The 16,968-nt window shown below is 37.4% G+C and carries 14 protein-coding genes, 1 rRNA gene and 1 pseudogene; 8 read left to right on the top strand and 8 right to left on the bottom strand.

Translation table 11 applies throughout. The features are described 5' to 3' along the window. Nucleotides 1-656 precede the first annotated feature (656 nt). From KW850_RS31230 to KW850_RS31210, 5 genes are all read right to left on the bottom strand, one after another. Nucleotides 657-1,904 carry a DUF4153 domain-containing protein gene (locus tag KW850_RS31230; protein WP_218351528.1) on the bottom strand — a complete coding sequence of 416 codons (1,248 nt, stop codon included), beginning with the start codon at nt 1,902-1,904 and terminating at the stop codon, nt 657-659. 47 nt (nt 1,905-1,951) lie between these two features. After that, entirely contained in the window at nt 1,952-2,167 is a 216-nt protein-coding gene (locus KW850_RS31225; RefSeq protein ID WP_218351527.1) for a helix-turn-helix domain-containing protein, read from the bottom strand. A gap of 11 nt (nt 2,168-2,178) precedes the next feature. Beyond that, entirely contained in the window at nt 2,179-2,661 is a 483-nt protein-coding gene (locus tag KW850_RS31220; protein ID WP_218351526.1) for a DUF2975 domain-containing protein, read from the bottom strand. Nucleotides 2,662-2,951: 290 nt separating this feature from the next. Further along, nucleotides 2,952-3,272, bottom strand: a complete 321-nt coding sequence (locus KW850_RS31215; RefSeq protein WP_218351525.1) for a hypothetical protein — start codon at nt 3,270-3,272, stop codon at nt 2,952-2,954. A 311-nt stretch (nt 3,273-3,583) separates the two neighbouring features. Continuing rightward, entirely contained in the window at nt 3,584-5,899 is a 2,316-nt protein-coding gene (locus KW850_RS31210; protein WP_256358563.1) for a xanthine dehydrogenase family protein molybdopterin-binding subunit, read from the bottom strand. Nucleotides 5,900-6,165: 266 nt separating this feature from the next. Here KW850_RS31210 and KW850_RS31205 point away from each other — a divergent pair, with 266 nt between their 5' ends. The 5 genes from KW850_RS31205 (at nt 6,166) to KW850_RS31185 (ending at nt 10,125) form a co-directional block, all read left to right on the top strand. Continuing rightward, complete coding sequence (locus KW850_RS31205; RefSeq protein ID WP_218351523.1) at nt 6,166-6,675, top strand: DUF2179 domain-containing protein; 510 nt, start codon at nt 6,166-6,168, stop codon at nt 6,673-6,675. Between the two features lie 39 nt (nt 6,676-6,714). Continuing rightward, complete coding sequence (locus KW850_RS31200) at nt 6,715-7,035, top strand: hypothetical protein (protein ID WP_218351522.1); 321 nt, start codon at nt 6,715-6,717, stop codon at nt 7,033-7,035. 15 nt (nt 7,036-7,050) lie between these two features. After that, nucleotides 7,051-8,214 carry a multidrug efflux MFS transporter NorA gene (gene norA / locus KW850_RS31195; RefSeq protein ID WP_218351521.1) on the top strand — a complete coding sequence of 388 codons (1,164 nt, stop codon included), beginning with the start codon at nt 7,051-7,053 and terminating at the stop codon, nt 8,212-8,214. Between the two features lie 88 nt (nt 8,215-8,302). Next, nucleotides 8,303-9,142: a MerR family transcriptional regulator gene (locus KW850_RS31190; RefSeq protein WP_218351520.1), complete on the top strand. Its 840-nt coding sequence runs from the start codon at nt 8,303-8,305 to the stop codon at nt 9,140-9,142. A gap of 512 nt (nt 9,143-9,654) precedes the next feature. After that, complete coding sequence (locus KW850_RS31185) at nt 9,655-10,125, top strand: DinB family protein (RefSeq protein ID WP_218351519.1); 471 nt, start codon at nt 9,655-9,657, stop codon at nt 10,123-10,125. Between the two features lie 377 nt (nt 10,126-10,502). Here KW850_RS31185 and KW850_RS31180 read toward each other — a convergent pair whose 3' ends face one another. Beyond that, nucleotides 10,503-11,045, bottom strand: a complete 543-nt coding sequence (locus KW850_RS31180; RefSeq protein WP_218351518.1) for a CBO0543 family protein — start codon at nt 11,043-11,045, stop codon at nt 10,503-10,505. Nucleotides 11,046-11,362: 317 nt separating this feature from the next. Between KW850_RS31180 and KW850_RS31175 the strand changes: the two genes are divergently transcribed. Then, complete coding sequence (locus KW850_RS31175) at nt 11,363-11,779, top strand: DUF1284 domain-containing protein (RefSeq protein ID WP_218351517.1); 417 nt, start codon at nt 11,363-11,365, stop codon at nt 11,777-11,779. A gap of 142 nt (nt 11,780-11,921) precedes the next feature. Here KW850_RS31175 and KW850_RS31170 read toward each other — a convergent pair whose 3' ends face one another. Both KW850_RS31170 and KW850_RS31165 read right to left on the bottom strand, forming a co-directional pair. After that, nucleotides 11,922-12,533 (bottom strand): DUF6944 family repetitive protein, encoded by a 612-nt coding sequence (locus tag KW850_RS31170; protein WP_218351516.1) that lies wholly within the window; start codon nt 12,531-12,533, stop codon nt 11,922-11,924. Between the two features lie 145 nt (nt 12,534-12,678). After that, nucleotides 12,679-12,795 (bottom strand): annotated as a pseudogene (locus tag KW850_RS31165) (L-lactate dehydrogenase); the annotation flags it as partial. Between the two features lie 221 nt (nt 12,796-13,016). Here KW850_RS31165 and KW850_RS31160 point away from each other — a divergent pair. After that, a complete protein-coding gene (locus KW850_RS31160; protein WP_218351515.1) occupies nt 13,017-16,046 on the top strand; it encodes an efflux RND transporter permease subunit in 3,030 nt (1,009 codons plus the stop codon). Nucleotides 16,047-16,871: 825 nt separating this feature from the next. Then, nucleotides 16,872-16,968 (top strand): 16S ribosomal RNA (locus KW850_RS31155); the annotation flags it as partial.

The following is a 16,968-nucleotide window of genomic DNA, read 5'->3' as shown; positions in this document are numbered from 1 at the left end:
ATCGTCCATCGTTTATTCATTCTCTTACACCTCCATATTTTATCGCTATGCGGAGGCTTTTCTTGGCATCCGTTCAATTATAAGTAAAAGTAGTAATTATCCTAAGTTACTCATTATAACATGAGATGGCACTCAATTAAACAGACGGAAGGTATCTTATTAAACTAAACTGACCATTAGTTCAATAAGAAAAGCTGCCTTAATGACAGCCCCGATCTTGAACTCTTGCACCCGCTAATTCATCACTCGTGAATTATTTATTCTTCTTGTTCTTGTTCATTAAGTACTCAACAAAAGCCATTCCAACAGAGATTGAACTAGTCGTAAGTAATGTTCGGACTATCCCTTGAAAATTCAAATCAGAGGGGATAAAAATTGCTTTAAAAATCAAATTAGTGACTGTAAAAACTGCAAGTTTAGCTTATCAAATACGTTTCATGAAGTTCTTTTTCGGTGGGCACATTAAACTGGACATATTTTAAAGAATCCAGTTGCAACAATATATTATGTCTTCTAGTTTGAATACCCTCTGTTTAACTTTAGTAATGAAAATAAGCCAAAACTATGCAACTCTGTATAAAAAGCTGCATAATATCGGCTCTAAGGATTTTATACGTTATAAAAGATTTGCTTTTCGTTACATTAACAGGGCCTTTCTAATTAAAAATTATAGGAAAAGTAAATGTAACGAAAGCTGCCCAAAGTCCGTAGACCGGCAAATACTTAGTAACAGCATCTTGGATAGTTGAAGGTCCTGATTTGTTTTGTAGAAAACGCATATAGGAGAGCATAATCCAAATTAGATTTGCCCAGATAAGTATGTTTACTCCTAAAACAGCAAGTCTATTAGGCGTAATCCCATAAGAAGATAGTCTGAACACGATGGCTGACAAAGCCACACTGTCAATGATAAGCGCAAGAACAATTAAGGCAAAATTTATATAATCTGAAATGTTCTTTTTCTCGTCTGAGTCGCTCTCGGTAATGGAAAATATGGTAACGGCCAATACACCAAGGAGTATTCCGTTGAAGGCTATCAGGAAATTGCGGTCCAAGAATGGATTTTTTCCGACCCATATAACCGCTATAAGATAGACCAACAATGTGACCAGGACAAGAGGACTAAAAATTTTAGCTATATATGGTGTAATATTCTTAGCAAGTTTAAGATTCATTGATACCAGGTATGCAGCCACAATAGCGAGAGCGGCAGCACCAAATAAAACGACATTACTAAAATAGAAGTCTTCTATATCCAAGCCAACAAAGCTAAATAACTTCATGGTTAATGCTGCTAGTACCATTCCGCTAACTGCCATGCTGGCGTAGAGAATACAATATTCCAAATTAAATTTAATATAGGCTAATCTTGTACTGCCTTTTGAATATTCATTTCCTGTAAATGCAAGCCCTACCAATACCCATAAGAATATGGGAAGGTGTAAATAAGCAAGGATAATACTGTCTTTATAATTTAATGGCAGCATATTAAGATAAAACCCGGAAATTAGGAACAACGCTGCAAGGGAATAAATAACACTTTTTTTCGGAGTATTATTGTAAACAAAATAGGCAGCAATAAAGGGAATTATACCAAAAGCCAGGTTAATTGGAGCAATTGCTTCCTGTTTGACAAAATGGAAAATGATCCTGGTGCTTATCCCGGCCAGAATGGCTAAAATGCCCATGAATAAGAAACCTTTCTGAAGCAAGGAAGATTTTTCTGTATTTGCCGTCTCCTTGAAATGCAATCTTTCATACCAAACGCCAAGAACCTGAGAATCAGGATTTTGTTCCCATGCGTGTGAGAATGCCTTTTTAAAAGTTTTCGGGTCTTTTCTATACATTCTCTCCAGCTCATGAGGGTTAGCAATATTTTCAATAATCAAATTGTTAATGTCCATAGTTATACCTCCCCTAACAATTGTTATGTTAAGTTTCCTTAATATGTTTAACTGTCTTCGTCACTTTTGTATTCTAAAATATCTCCAGGCTGACATTCTAAAACCTTACAAATTGCCTCTAAAGTGGATAATCGAATCGCTTTTGCCTTTCCATTTTTCAATATAGAAAGGTTCGCCATTGTTATTCCAACCTTCTCCGAAAGTTCTTTTACGCTCATTTTCCTTTTTGCTAACATCACATCAATGTTGATTATAATTGCCATTGTTATTCACCTCAGACCGTTAAATCATTTTCTGATTTGATATTAATTGCTTCTTGTAAAAGTTTTTGGAGAACAGCCGCAAAGACTGCGATAACCATCGAAGCAAAAGGAACAACCAATCCGACAAAGATAACTCCTGGTGCGTCGTCTACTTCCGCAAAGATATAGAAGAGCGGCCAAACTAGCACATGCAAAATACTGATTGTGATGGCACAGTATTTGATTTTCTTTAAAGCTTTTACAGATAAATCGGAGAAAGCTTTATTTTTGTCAATATAGCGTAAGAGTTTGAAAGCCTGATACAAAGCAAAGTAAAAAGGTATCGTCGATGCATCAAAAGCGGTGAAAACGAGATATTTTATAAAAGCAAACTCTGGAAGCAATTTTGCTGCAAGATTCGCCATCTCAGGCACCAAAAAGATGCACAGAGCAAGAACTGGGACTCCTAATAGAATAACAGCCATTTTTAAAAACAACGTTGTTACTTTTTCCATAAAAAGCACCTCACTTATTTATGTTGATTTTGATTTTAATGTATATTTTATTGATTTACAATAAATTTTTATTAATTTGAATAAAATTTTTATTGAATCTTTTTGTTTTAAGCAAAAATAAAAAGCATTCCTCATTCAAAGAAATGCTCTATAACTTTAAACCATTAAATTTATAACTTGTACAGCTAACCTGCCACGTTAGTCGAATAAGAAAAAGCTGCCGCAGCAGCCAATATTCATAAATTCAAGCACCCTTCAGTTAGTTTAATAAAACTTATTAAATAATTTTTTCATCTTATGGTATCATCGTCACCACGATGTGCAATTTCCTCTAAAACCCAAGGATTATCTCCTTCCTTCGAGTAAGTTGTAAGATAAGTTTTATTAACCTCGATCAAGTTCCACACCATTGGTTCATTGACCATAATTTTTATTTCCTTTTTACCTGTAATACTGTTGGGGTCAAATGCAATTATCCAGGCTTTTTCATAATCCTTTGAATGTGCTTTTTTTACTATATACAATTCGGAAGTTGTGGTTGAAAAAGGACCACCACAAGCTGTAACAATCAAAAGGAAAATAAAAGGTAATAAACTTGGAATATTTTTCATTGTACACCACCACAATTTAGGCTTTATCACCAATATATTTACAACAAATTCCTTTCATTCATTCTTAAACTAACCTGCACCGTTTGTTGAATAAGAATTTGTTCCACAACTATTTGGTTATTTCTGCATGATTCAAACGTAAATAAAATGGCAAAAAAAATAGAGCTATTTATCAACTCTAAGTTTTTATTCATGATTAAATTTTTTATTGGCAATCCAATAATTCAGATCGTTTGTCAGCTTAAGAAAAAGGATGGCCTCATATATGACGACCTTCAAATGGAACTGTACTCCTTCCCGTCGGATATCCTTCATTGCTTCTCCTTTGCTTTCCAAATCAATTCTGGAATTAAGGGAAGATTATGAAGCGAAACACCAGCTGCTATGGACAATGCATTCCCGAGTGCCCCAGGCATTCCCATTAAACCTAGTTCTCCTATTCCACGAGCTCCGTATGGTGCATCAATCTGTGGGTTTTCAACAAATCCAACCAAGTAATTAGGATTCTCTCCATAGCGAAGTGGACGATACGTCCGAAGCTGCGCATTCAAAACCCTCCCTAAATCATCAAAATAAAATGTTTCTCTCCCAGCGAATGCTAGCCCCATGCTCATTGCTCCCATAACCTGACCTAATGCTGTTTTTTCATTCAGCACCCTGCCAGCATCCACCACCGCAGCAGCATTAACCAGTCGATAGGAATAATCTTTGCGATCGAATTCTACCTCTACTCCATAAGCCGCAACAGACCACTCCGGACCAGGCTTTCCGGCTCCAGTTTCGGGATCCAATTTCGTTATATGGCGTAAAATATAATTCCCTCTGCCGATGATTTGACCGCCAATAGCGTTACCATTTGGATACTTATACCCATATCCAATATCTTTAAAATGGAGACCAATGGATGGATCATCCCTCAAAAACACCCGACTATTTGCCACTTCTAAATCTTCTTTCGGTGCTCTTAGTACACTTGAGGCCACTTCTTTTAATTGCTTAATCACATCTTCTGCGGCATTTAAGGTGGCCCTGCCTGCCATAAATGTTCCCCTGCTGGCAACGGTCTTCCAATGTTCTGGCATGGTCTGGGTATCAACTTCCATTCTGACATGAATTTTATCGACATCCATTTTAAGTCTCTCGGCGAGAATTTGAGCAAGCACAGTCTTCGTTCCAGTTCCAATTTCGATAAGGCCTGACATTAAATTGATACTACCATCTCGATTAAAAGTTAAAGTAACACCGGAGGGAGCGTTGGCATCAATCGTTGACGTTTTCCAACTGCAGCTTACGCCTTTTACTCTAACAAAACGTTCATTTATCTCTTTAATCGGCCCATCTTCCCATTTAATTAAATGTTTTACTTTCTCAATACAATGTGGTAAGTCCCCTAAATTGCTTTTATTTAAAGGAACCCTTGTCGGTGTTGTATTTCCTGGCCTAATTGCATTTATATTACGAAGTTCTAGCGGATCCTTCTGTAGTTTTTGTGAGAGTAAGTCCATTGTTCTTTCAATCACAAAGGAAAGCTCGGAATGAGAAAATCCTCTGTATGGGGAGGCATACGGATGATTGGTATACATACAGTATGAATCACACCATAAATTCTCCACATTGTAGGGTCCTGTGCAATCGACTGCCCCAGATCTCGTTACATCAATTGCTTTATCCGAATAAGCACCCCCATCCCACAAATAAAGGATTTCCATAACTTTAATTTTCCCTTTACGGTCAGCCCCAATTTTAACTGTTGCATCCAAACCAATGTGACATGGAGATGTAATGATATCCTCTTCACGCGTATTAAAAACCTTTACGGGTCGGCCACCAACAGCCTTCGATGCTAAGTACGCAAGTATTTCAAGCTGAACGGCTGCTTTTCCACCGTAGCCTCCTCCAACAAACGGCGTGTGAACAACAATTTTCCCTATATCTTCACCAAAGTATTCAGATATCAGTGTTTTGACCATATAAGGTGCTTGAGATGAGGTCATTATATTGATTGTTCCTTCTCGTGAAATCTCACAAGTTGAACACCTTGTTTCCATTGCGGCATGATCTGAAGGGCCAAAGGAATAGCTTGCTTCTACTGTTACCTCACTCTCAGACCATCCTTTTTCCATATTGCCCTTGCGAATTTTAGTAAGTGCTGCAATGTTTGTTCCCGGAACCGGGCGTGAATCTTTCCCATTTTTATATTCGCCTAACCTCTCATGGACGAGGGGAGCATTCTTTTGGAACGCCTGTGTAGGTGAATTTACTACAGGTAATAATTCATAAGAGACCTTAACCAAGTTAGCTGCTTTCTTTGCTTGTGAAGGAGTATCAGCGACAACTAATGCAACTGGTTCTCCGTGGTAACGGACCTTATCAACAGCAATTGGCGGACGGTCGCGAATGGTCTCACCTGTAAGTGGAAAATGTTCTCCTGCGATAATCGCCCTAACTCCTGGTATTTTTAGTGCTTCTGTCGTGTCAATCGCAGTGATCCTAGCGTGTCCATATGGACTGATGACCTTTGTACAAGAAAGCATCCCGACTGATTGGTAATCATCTGTGTATTTCGCGTCTCCTGTTACTTTATCCCAAGCGTCTTTACGAATGACCCCTTTTCCAATTACATCCAAGTACATCCCTCCTAACCGTCGGTTTTCATGAAACCTTTCCCAGTAAATTAATATTCGTGTAAATAAAGATAAATACATCTATCTCACTAGATATTAAATTGTTTTTACATCTCATTTAGATATAAATACGAAGGGAAATAAAAAATAAAAGGTTCATAAATTAAATGATTGAAAGAAGTGAGTAAATAAGAATAAAAACACTATTTTATTTAGATTAAAAAAGATAAAATAGAGAGAAATTTATAAATGACGATAGAGGTGCCAAAGTGAAAGAGATTCTTTTGATTTTGCTGTTACAACTGATTTATGTACCTATTTACACACTTCGAACAATCTTTTTGGTTAAAAATATAACAGCATTAGCATCGATATTAGGTATTGCAGAAATGTTAATTTATGTTTTTGGACTTTCTCTCGTATTTGGTGGAGATCAAAATTTTGTATCAATGGTTGTTTATGCAGTTGGGTTCGGGTTGGGAATTTTACTTGGGACGAAATTGGAACAAAAAATAGCTATTGGTTATATAAACGTAACGGTTAATACACAAGAAAAAAATAATAATTTGATAGACACATTACGCCAAAATGGCTTTGGTGTTACTTTATATACGGGTGAAGGCCGAGACAGTGAACGGTATCGAATGGATATATTGACAAAGAGAAATAGAGAAAATGAACTAATTGCCACTGTGGAAAAGTTTGAACCTAGTGCGTTTATTATTTCATATGAGCCAAGAAGATTTAAGGGCGGTTTCTTATTGGATCGCCTTCGATAGATGAATGGAAACACAACGAAATGTTGTGTTTTTTATTTTTTGACTATGTTAAAGCTTATTGTTGATTTTGGCACCCTGTTGATCTACGTTCCAGGCGCGAAGACTCCTGCGGGAGGACGGGGCAGGGGAGACCCCGCAGGAGCGCAGCGACGAGGAGGCTCCCCGGACCGCCCGCGAACCGTACGCGCCTGGAGCGGAAATCAACAGGCAATTTTAACAGAGCCAATTTTTTATACGCTGTTTTCGCAAAGTTTGTATCAACCTTTATCTAAATTTTGCACTCCCTTCAAAAAATATGATTCAAAATTCGTTGACTCTCCCCTTGGGGGAGGCTTTACATTATGTTTTGTAAGCTTTTGAAGGGAGTAGAACTACATGCAAAAACAAAACATGATGTTAGTTATCGTATTGATGAATTTATTCATTGTCTTTTTAGGGATTGGTCTTGTTATTCCAGTTACTCCTTCCATTATGAATGAGTTAAATCTATCTGGATCGGTTGTGGGCTATATGGTAGCTGCTTTCGCCTTCACACAATTAGTTGTCTCACCAATTGCAGGACGATGGGTAGACCGATTTGGACGTAAAAGAATGATTATTAAAGGTCTAATCATATTTAGTATTTCAGAGTTTTTATTCGGGATTGGAAAAACGGTTGAAGTCCTTTTTATCTCCCGTATGCTTGGAGGTGTCAGTGCTGCGTTCATTATGCCAGCTGTAACAGCATTAATTGCAGATGTGACAACAGTTGAAACACGAGCAAAAGCACTTGGCTATATGTCGGCGGCTATTTCAACAGGTTTTATTATTGGACCTGGTGTTGGCGGTTTTTTAGCAGAGATTGGTTCTCGCTTACCATTTTTCTTTGCCGCAGCGTTAGGTGTATCGGCAGCCATTTTATCCATTATTTTAATTCATGAGCCAGATCGAAATCCTGAAAATATAGAAGTAAGAGGGCAAAAAACAGGGCTTAGTCGAATTTTTGCACCCATGTATTTTGTTTCTTTTATGGTTATTTTCATCTCACAGTTTGGTCTAGCAGCCTTTGAATCATTATTTTCTCTATTTGCCGATCATAAATTTGGTTTTACACCAAAGGATATTGCCATCATGATCGCTGGTGGAGGTATAGTTGGGGCAATTGTTCAAGTGGCATTATTTGATCGTCTTACGAAATGGATTGGAGAAATTCGTTTAATACGATATAGCCTGATTCTCTCGACGATACTTGTATTTTTAATAACTCTCGTGAACTCATACTTTACGATATTACTTGTTACGATAACAGTATTTCTTGGATTTGATATAATGCGTCCGGCTGTGACAACATATTTATCAAAAGTTGCAGGCAATGAACAAGGATTTGTTGGTGGCATGAACTCGATGTTTACTAGTATCGGCAATGTAATTGGACCAATAATTGGCGGAATTTTATTCGACATCGACTTGAACTATCCGTTTTATTTTGCGACATTCTTATTAGCAGTAGGTATTGGGTTAACCCTAGCTTGGAAAGAGCCAGCGTACCGAACAGCTTAAGTAATCAAAAAAAGCTCATTCGCATTCTTTGTTATGACAGAATAGAATACGCTTCTTTTACTACACTATGATTAAGGAAGTGTTAGCAATGAAGGAAAAGCTTTACACCATAGGTGAAGTCTCAAAACTGGTGAATATTTCTATTAAGGCCCTTCGTTATTACGATAAAATCAACTTATTTAAACCTGCATTTGTCGACCCGGAAACGAATTATCGGTATTATAAAGACTCGCAAATTCACATTCTAGATCTAATTAAATCATTAAAATATATTGGTACTCCATTAGAAGAAATGAAGGAAGTACAAGGATTACAGAGAGATGATTTTTTTGCCTTTTTAACGGAACAAGAAAAAATGGTAAGAAAAAAGATAGAATCTCTAGTAGAAATCGAAAAAATTATTGCAAATGCTAAAAGGGGATTGCAACGGCAGATGGAATATCCACCCCTTGGTGAAGTGTTTATTTCGTATGAAGATGAATTACAAATTATACAGACAAAGGCAGATGGAATTGATCCGAAAAATATTTTAAATGCTTCATATAGTAAATTGAAGAAATTTGATGCATCAACAGAAGGATTTCGAAACAATGGTTATGGTGCCATTTTCACCTATCTGCCTTATAAAGATATAAAAGAGGTAACTTATCGATATTTATTTACACCTGTTTTAACGAATAAACAGATTTCTTTACTTATGCATGATACGGAAGTTACAAAAATTCCAAATGGTAAATACGTATGTATTACATTTAAAAGTGTTTCAATAGAAGATTATTTTTTAAACTTACAAAAACTAATTCATTATGTGGAGTTCCATCAATTAACGGTTATCAGTGATATATACGAGTCCTTAATATACATTGATTCTTTTAATCAACAAGAAGAATTACTGATCGAAATGAGGGTGCGGGTGAACGATTGTTAGCAGATAAAATTCCAAGTAGTTGAAAAACATTTGAGGGGATTTTGGCTTATTTGGAAGTTAATTCTTTAAGTGAAATCTTTCGCAATATAACAAACTTAAGAAGGGATTGACAATGGCTATTTCTTTTTGTCATTACTTGGAAAGTAAATAATTATCCCTAATATGCTGGCAAGTAAAAACAAAATAAAGTTAGGGAGTCTTGCTAAAGAATTTGTCTAATCAGTTGAAAAAAGTTCCCAACTATAAATTATAAGAAGCACCAAAAAAACAAAGAGAGCTACCCAACTAGGCAATCGTTTCTTTTTCGTACGTTCCCCCAAAGTGCTCATTAGTATAAAAGTAAATTCTCCTTTTTCTATTTTTATTCCTTCTTTCACTTACTTGACCCGTTAGATAAATAATCACCGTAAATACAGTGATTTATGAGATATGTAAAATTTTCCTTTTTTTATATGGGTAGGAACGTTTATTCGTGTATAATTATTATATGCCTATCCAAGGAGGAATTTTTTTTGAACTCAATTGATTTAATTATATTAAACTTTAATGAGGTTAGAAGAAGAAGCATAAATGTTTGGACATCTATTCCTAAAGAAAAACTACAGTGGAAGCCAGATGATGAAGCAATGAATTGCATAGAAATGATTAGACACGTACTGGAAAGCGAGCATTATTACCACCTGGCAATTAAAAATAGAAGGAGTTTATCAGTTTTCGACTCCCCTTTCGAAAATAGACCATTTACTTCTGTAGAAGCAGAATTGGAATTTGCAGAACCATATCGAAATGAGTTCATTGATACCATTAAGTCCTTTACTGAAGAAGACCTGGCAATTATAAAGATTGACCGCTCTGATTCAGGTTACATAAGGGATTTAGGTGACATGCTGTTACGTGTTGCCTATCATGAGTCAGTTCATACTGGTCAATTATTGGATTATTTAAGAACAGCAGGAGTTCCAAGAATTCGTATCTGGGATTAGCCATTCATTGGTGCAATCACAATAGTGATGCACCTTTTTAATTCGAAAATTTTTGGTGAGAGTATACTAGTTTCTATTATTAAAGTAACGCTGCCCGTTACTTTAATAAGGAAAAAGCGATTCTTCTTTCTTGAAAAATCGCATCCATAAGTGCAACAAATTCTCTTCCAGATATTCAGTAAGGGTGGTTAGTTCTTGTACTTGCCCTTATACGGTTCCACGGAGAGCGCCTGATTGTGGCAGAACGTCTTATTGTCTTAGTGAAGAAAAGAACTCGTTGGCCATCCATGCAGCACAAAATCAGTGCTGCACCACATAGAATGTGAATGGTTAAGAAGTGTCAATAATGATACAAGAAAAAGCAACTTTTGAAGACTTTAATGTGAATATCTTTTCGCATTTTTTCCTACAAAATCAATGATTAACTTAGATATGATTAACATTAAAACTGTAACTAAAAATGAATACATATAGTTCCAATTTTCTAACTTATACAAGCCAAAATAAACAAAAATAGGAACACCAATGAAACTCATAATAGCTGACATTACAATAGTAGCGAGAAAATAAGCTTTCCATCTACTAAAAAATTGGTATATCAAAGACATAATAACAGGAACCACGGCAAAATCTACCGCATTAAAACGGTGAGTAAAAACAACAAACTGATGAGGATAACTCCAAAAATCAAAATTTGAGCCAAATTCATTAGCAAGTCCCACGATCACAAAATTTACCATAAAGGCAAAAGAAATTAACAACATTCTATAACGGTCAATTAATAATATGAACAAAATAAGAAATAAGACATTTATGATTACAATACTCCACCATTCAGGACTAAATAAATCATGATGAATCCATATTTCTCTTTGTAATGAATTAAATTTGCTACCCATTTTGTCAATTTGAGTGTACATTTTTATTCCTCTTTCTGCATCATCTGATATCCTTTCATTAAATTAAGCGCTTTTCCCAGAATTATACTGTTTCTTTCTATCTAACCAGCGAATAAATTTTAGATTTCCTAACAACAGAGAATAAAAGAAAGGATAAGAAGCTCTCCTCTTTTGTTAATGATTGAGCGGGGTGATCTTAAGTATTGTTATCCGTTAGTGAGTAAAAAGTTCCCAATTGATTAGGTGAGATATGTTATGATAATTAAGATTTTGTTAACTTATTAATTATTTTGGTTAACATTTATATTTAATCAAACCTGTTGAAACGGAGGGGAATTATGTATAAGCTGCGAGGTCATCATCTTTTTTGCCTTTTGGGCTATCGGGGAATGGGCTATTCCCAAGAATACGTGGAAAATATGACACGTCTGCATCAAACCTTGAGAGACCACCCCAAGACGAGAATTCAACTTGTTAAGGGTCCTGATCAGTTGTGTGAAAAGTACCCAAACTCAGGTGAATACCACTGCCAAGAAGACAATATTTATGAAAGAGATGCTGCGATTTTAGAGAAATTAGGACTTAAAGTCGGACAAATTCTGAATTGGGAGGACATTGAGTCGCTCATACGAAAGTATATTGTCCCCTCCGATATTCAAATTGTGTGTAAATCTTGTTCCTGGAGATCATACGGAGTTTGTGAAGAAGGAATTCAAGAGATTCTTGAAGGGAAGGGCTTAAGGGAAGTTAAATAAGCCTTCCCCCTTTATTAAACGGTTCCGTTGTGAAATGTTTAAACTATGCACTCGTCAGCTCCATAACAAAGGGCGATGTTGTATCTTTTCATCATCTATTTATTAATGATTTGTTTTTGCACACTACTAAACCAGAAGATCGCTATATCCGGAGATAATAGCCGTTTTCATTTTTTAAAGGTGGTTTGGGTTCGAACTCAATGGTAACGGCATGAATTAACAAAAAGGAACCAAGAACCTGAAACCAGCTGCCAACCAATAAAATTTGTTCCCCGATTACATTTTTATCGTTTAAAACATAGATATTACCAATCGATCCTAAAAAAGAGCCTAATGCAATGAAACTACCTCCCAATATGGTAAGATTCCTAAAGTCTGATTCTTCTAAAAGGGATGCACCTACAGCCTCAAAAGCTGCACCAAGGCCTTGTATTCCGCTGCCAAGGGTATCCACCAATGTTCCTTCCTCTTCTGAGCCGGATAATTCAATATCTATACCAACTGCATTCGTAGTATTACCAGTGGCCTGAAGCCAGGCACCTATGATGGTATATATTGTTGATAGTTCCCTCTTGGGTGTTAACAGCTTCGTTCTCCCGATGGCTTGTAAGGAATTTCCGAAAGCTTCAATCCCATTTCCTTTTGCGATTAAATCTTTACCCAGATCGCTCCCTGACAAACTTTGCTGAGTTTGCCCGTTTGCATCAATTAGTGAGCCAACACCAAGTATCCATTTTCCTAAACGCTCCTTCATCGAGGTAATAATATGTTATTCATGAAAGTGGATTGGTTTACAAGGTCCTACAAATCGGGACATCTTGGATTGAGAAATCGGATGAGATGTCCTCAATACGGGTTTATATTATGGTTCCTTTTTAAAAGAGTCATTTATGAAGTCATCCATGGTTAATAACAGCAGGCACACCGATAAACACATCATTTTCTCCATATTGTCCATCTAGATAAGAGGAAACAGTCAAGATACAGTTTTCATTATTTAAAATCGCCTTCGTAATTCAAACAAGGGACTTTCCAGTTCATTCTTCTCTAAACTAAACTCGTTGGAAAATCTTGTAGGTCTCAGGTCGTAGCTAAGATTACATCAACTGCCCGATGTTGGCAGTTAGATGGAAAACCTATAATAAAAAAGGTAAAAAGAACCAGAAAGCGAGTTTAGTAGGTTGAGAAATTAGTTAGAATGAAAAAGAATGTACAGTTAACGGAGGGGAAAAGAGAAATGCAATCATGGATTAAGTTTTCATTAAAGAATGCCGGGGTTATTTTTATCGCCATGCTAATGGTGATAGCAGGGGGAATTTATTCAGTTAAAACCATGAAGATGGAATCAATGCCTAATGTCGACATTCCTTATATGATCGTACAGGTACCATATCTTGGAGCCACACCAGAACAGGGGTTAGAGGATATTGGCAAGCCGTTAGAAGCCACCTTATCGGGAATAAAGAAACTCGACAATTTGTACATTGAATCACACAGCAATATGGTCGTGGGGATTCTTGAATTTGAGATGAGCAAGGATATGGATGAGGCGGAAAAGGATGTTACGACCGCCGTCTCTTCTATTAAACTGCCAGCAGGTGCAGAAAAACCGGTAGTCCTAAAAGACGGTCCCTCTGCCATGCCTGTATTTACGTTTGCTCTTTCATCGAATACAGCCAATCAATCCGACCTGACAGAATATATCAATGAACGGATTAAGCCAGCATTGACCGGAATCGATGGAGTTGGAACGGTTGATATTTCGGGTGAAACGGAAAAGGAAGTAGCGGTAAAGCTTGATCCTGAAAAAATGAAGCAACATGGAATTACCTATGAAACTGTTAAGCAAACGTTTTTAGCACACCATTTTTCATTTCCAGCCGGTCAAGTCAATGTGAATGATAAAACATTAAATGTGCAAGCTGACTTCAAGCTGAATTCGGTTAACGATGTAAAAGATATCCAAATTTTGTCTCAAGGTCCGAATGGAGTCCAAAAAGTGAACTTGTCGGAGATCGCCACAGTTTCTTATAGCAACAAAAAAGAAACTGTCTATACTCGATTAAATGAAAAGCCGGCAGTTCTGGTTGAAATGAAAGCACAAGCAGGCTCCAATACCGTCGAAGTGGTCGGGCAAGCAAAAGAAAAGCTCGATGATTTAGAACTTCCAGCTGGATACACATTAACGAAGTTATATGATACATCCAAAGAAGTGAAAACCTCAGTCGATGGAATGCTGCGGGAAGTGTTGCTTGGCACTTTGTTTGCCGTGATTGTTACGTTTTTATTCCTTCGTAATATAAGGGCAACGATTGTGGCTGTTCTGTCCATTCCGTTATCTATTTTAGCATCGATGATTACCTTGAAATATTTTGGATATAGCTTAAACATGATGACACTAGCGGGAATTGCGGTGGCAGTCGGGCGTGTGATTGATGATTCGATTGTTGTGATTGAAAATGTGTACCGCCGGACCTTAACAAGCCCTAAACGTGATGAAAGAATGGTTCTTACGGCTGCCAAAGAAGTGGGAGGAGCGATTACTTCTTCTACGCTTACGACTATTACCGTATTCGGGCCGCTTTCTTTTGTTCCAGGTATTATCGGACGTTTTTTTGCTCCGTTTGGAATCACGGTGATCGTGGCACTGGCGTTTTCACTGATTGTTTCATTGACCGTCGTGCCATTATTAGCCAAACTATTTTTACTTCGCATCAAACCGAAAGAGGTGAAAGAAACCTTTTTTGAAAAGGCTTATAAGCACACACTGTCATGGGTCTTAACGAAACGGGCTGTCACCATTGTGTTGGCGATCCTGATGTTTGCTGGATCATTGGCATTGGTTCCGATGATACCGAAGAACTTCTTGCCTCAAGAAAAAGCCGTCTCCTATCGCTTAACAGCCGATTTACCAGACGGAACTTCACTGGAAAAAGCAAATCTGATTGCGGGTGACATAGAAGAAATTTTAAAACAAGAAAAGCATATTCAATATACACAAACGATTGTGAATGGGGAACATATTCGTTTTTCGATTGATCTAAAAGATGATACTTCAAAGGGGCAAACGAGTGATTTTGAAAAAAGGGTAAGAACTGAAGTAGAAAATCTTAACGATCAAATGCAGGTGGCGCTTGCTCCTGTTGGAATTGTTGGAACAAGTGGTTTAACGTTAATTGTCGAAGGCGGGAATGCCCAGGATTTAGAGACGGCAGGGAAGCTGATCACCGATAAAATTAAGGATATTGATGGATTAGAAAATGTGGAATCCAATCTCTCTGGGGTGAAGGAACAGCTTCAATTTGAAATTGATGATGAGAAAGCAGCTGAAAAAGGATTAAGCCCGATCATGGTTGCGGGATACGTAAGGGAGCTCATTTCGGGTAATACTGTGGCAGACATGCAAGTAGAGGGAAAAACAACGAGCGTTAATTTGTCATTGAACAGTGGTTCCGTGAATTCGATAGATGCTATTATGAGTCAAAAAATGACCAATCCAATGGGGCAGGAAGTAACCCTCTCAGAAGTGGCAACACTTAAAAAAGCACCAAGTCCGTCCGCTTTGTATCGTTTAAATCAGCAGCAATATGTGCAGGTTACGGGTCGGATCACGACTGATAATTCATCAGGTGTGCAAGCTGAGGTGGATAAACGACTGAAGACTATCGATTTACCAAAAGGGGTCAACTATCGTTCCGAAGGTCAAGCACAAGCGATGAATGAAGGATTTACGAATATGATGATGGCCATGGCGGTTGCCGTTGTGCTGGTGTTTATCGTGATGCTTGTCGCGTTTGGGAATATGTTAATGCCAGTTGCCATCCTCTCTTCGTTACCATTCTTATTCTCGGGAGGATTACTAGGCTTATATCTTACTAATCAAGCACTTGGTATGCCTGCATTAGTTGGGTTTCTGATGTTAATAGGTATTGTTGTTACGAATGCGATTGTATTAATGGAGCGAGTGAAACAAAATGAAAAGAAAGGCATGGAGATCAAAGAAGCCTTACTTGAAGCAGGAAAAACCCGTCTTCGTCCGATTCTCATGACGGCTCTCGCCACGATTGGTGCGTTATTACCACTAGCTCTGTCCAGTGAAGGCGGCTTAATATCAAGATCACTAGCCATTGTGGTCATTTCAGGATTATTGACATCGACCTTATTGACCTTGGTTATAGTACCGACTACGTACCATGTTATGAAGTCTATTAAAGGTAGAATTGGGAAGAGGCAGCTGGATGCTGGCGGGGAGAGGGAGACGGCGTAGATTCCGGTGCCTGACACCACACATAAGAAAACCACACTGCACCTTGGCAAGCAATAGGGTGGTTTTCGCAAATAACCAACATTGACAACCACCAGTCGGATGGTAGAGGTAGCAGGAGGGAAGTGGTATAACACTTCTCTCTTTTTTTGTACTAAATCGACGTTCTTTTCTGAAAGACTGCTGATTTTCAAATTCGCCCATTGAAACGCTAGATTCGCCCATAAAGGACCAAAATTCGCTCATTAAGACCCTGGATTCGCTCATTGAACCGGGAAATTAGCCCATTGAATGGATAAAATGTTGTTATGTTGGAATAGAAGTACTTCTTAAAACGCGATTAATAAAGGCAGGAGCTCTTACATCTTAAAAGAGTTATTATCTTATATTTTTGAAGGGACTTTTTCATAGGTCTTCTTATCTACTAAGTGATTCATTCAAAATTATTATATATTCATTCGCTGAATGCATATGGACTTGATTATGGGATCTGGGCTATAAGGATATTGCTATCTCAATAAAGGTTTTAAAGGGAATAAATTTTCCGTAAAAAAAGTTAAATTCTCTATTGCGTATTTAAATCGATGGTGCTATTATAAGGAAGTCGCTTTTAGCAGTAGTATTAATTGCTAAAGTGATAGCGAAAAAAGTTGAAAAATTATATTGACATAGTGAAAGAGATTCGATATAATAACAAATGTCGCTTCTGACATGAATGATTGTTCTTTGAAAACTAAACAAACAAAAACGTCAACAAACAATAATAATCATGTTTCTTCTATTAATATGAAGAGCATGAGCCAACGTAACAAAATGAGCTAATCAACTTTCTTGGAGAGTTTGATCCTGGCTCAGGACGAACGCTGGCGGCGTGCCTAATACATGCAAGTCGAGCGAATCAATAGGAGCTTGCTCCTGTTGGTTA

The sequence above is a fragment of the Bacillus sp. sid0103 genome (genome assembly GCF_019219025.1).
This window is presented reverse-complemented; position numbering and strand designations above follow the sequence as displayed.

Excerpts from the sequence above, each read along its gene's own strand:
- KW850_RS31230 (WP_218351528.1), bottom strand. The coding sequence starts at position 1,904 with ATGGACATTAACAATTTGATTATTGAAAATATTGCTAACCCTCATGAG.
- KW850_RS31180 (WP_218351518.1), bottom strand. The coding sequence starts at position 11,045 with ATGTACACTCAAATTGACAAAATGGGTAGCAAATTTAATTCATTACAA.
- KW850_RS31225 (WP_218351527.1), bottom strand. The coding sequence starts at position 2,167 with ATGGCAATTATAATCAACATTGATGTGATGTTAGCAAAAAGGAAAATG.
- norA (WP_218351521.1), top strand. The coding sequence starts at position 7,051 with ATGCAAAAACAAAACATGATGTTAGTTATCGTATTGATGAATTTATTC.
- KW850_RS31220 (WP_218351526.1), bottom strand. The coding sequence starts at position 2,661 with ATGGAAAAAGTAACAACGTTGTTTTTAAAAATGGCTGTTATTCTATTA.
- KW850_RS31215 (WP_218351525.1), bottom strand. The coding sequence starts at position 3,272 with ATGAAAAATATTCCAAGTTTATTACCTTTTATTTTCCTTTTGATTGTT.
- KW850_RS31190 (WP_218351520.1), top strand. The coding sequence starts at position 8,303 with ATGAAGGAAAAGCTTTACACCATAGGTGAAGTCTCAAAACTGGTGAAT.
- KW850_RS31170 (WP_218351516.1), bottom strand. The coding sequence starts at position 12,533 with ATGAAGGAGCGTTTAGGAAAATGGATACTTGGTGTTGGCTCACTAATT.
- KW850_RS31175 (WP_218351517.1), top strand. The coding sequence starts at position 11,363 with ATGTATAAGCTGCGAGGTCATCATCTTTTTTGCCTTTTGGGCTATCGG.
- KW850_RS31160 (WP_218351515.1), top strand. The coding sequence starts at position 13,017 with ATGCAATCATGGATTAAGTTTTCATTAAAGAATGCCGGGGTTATTTTT.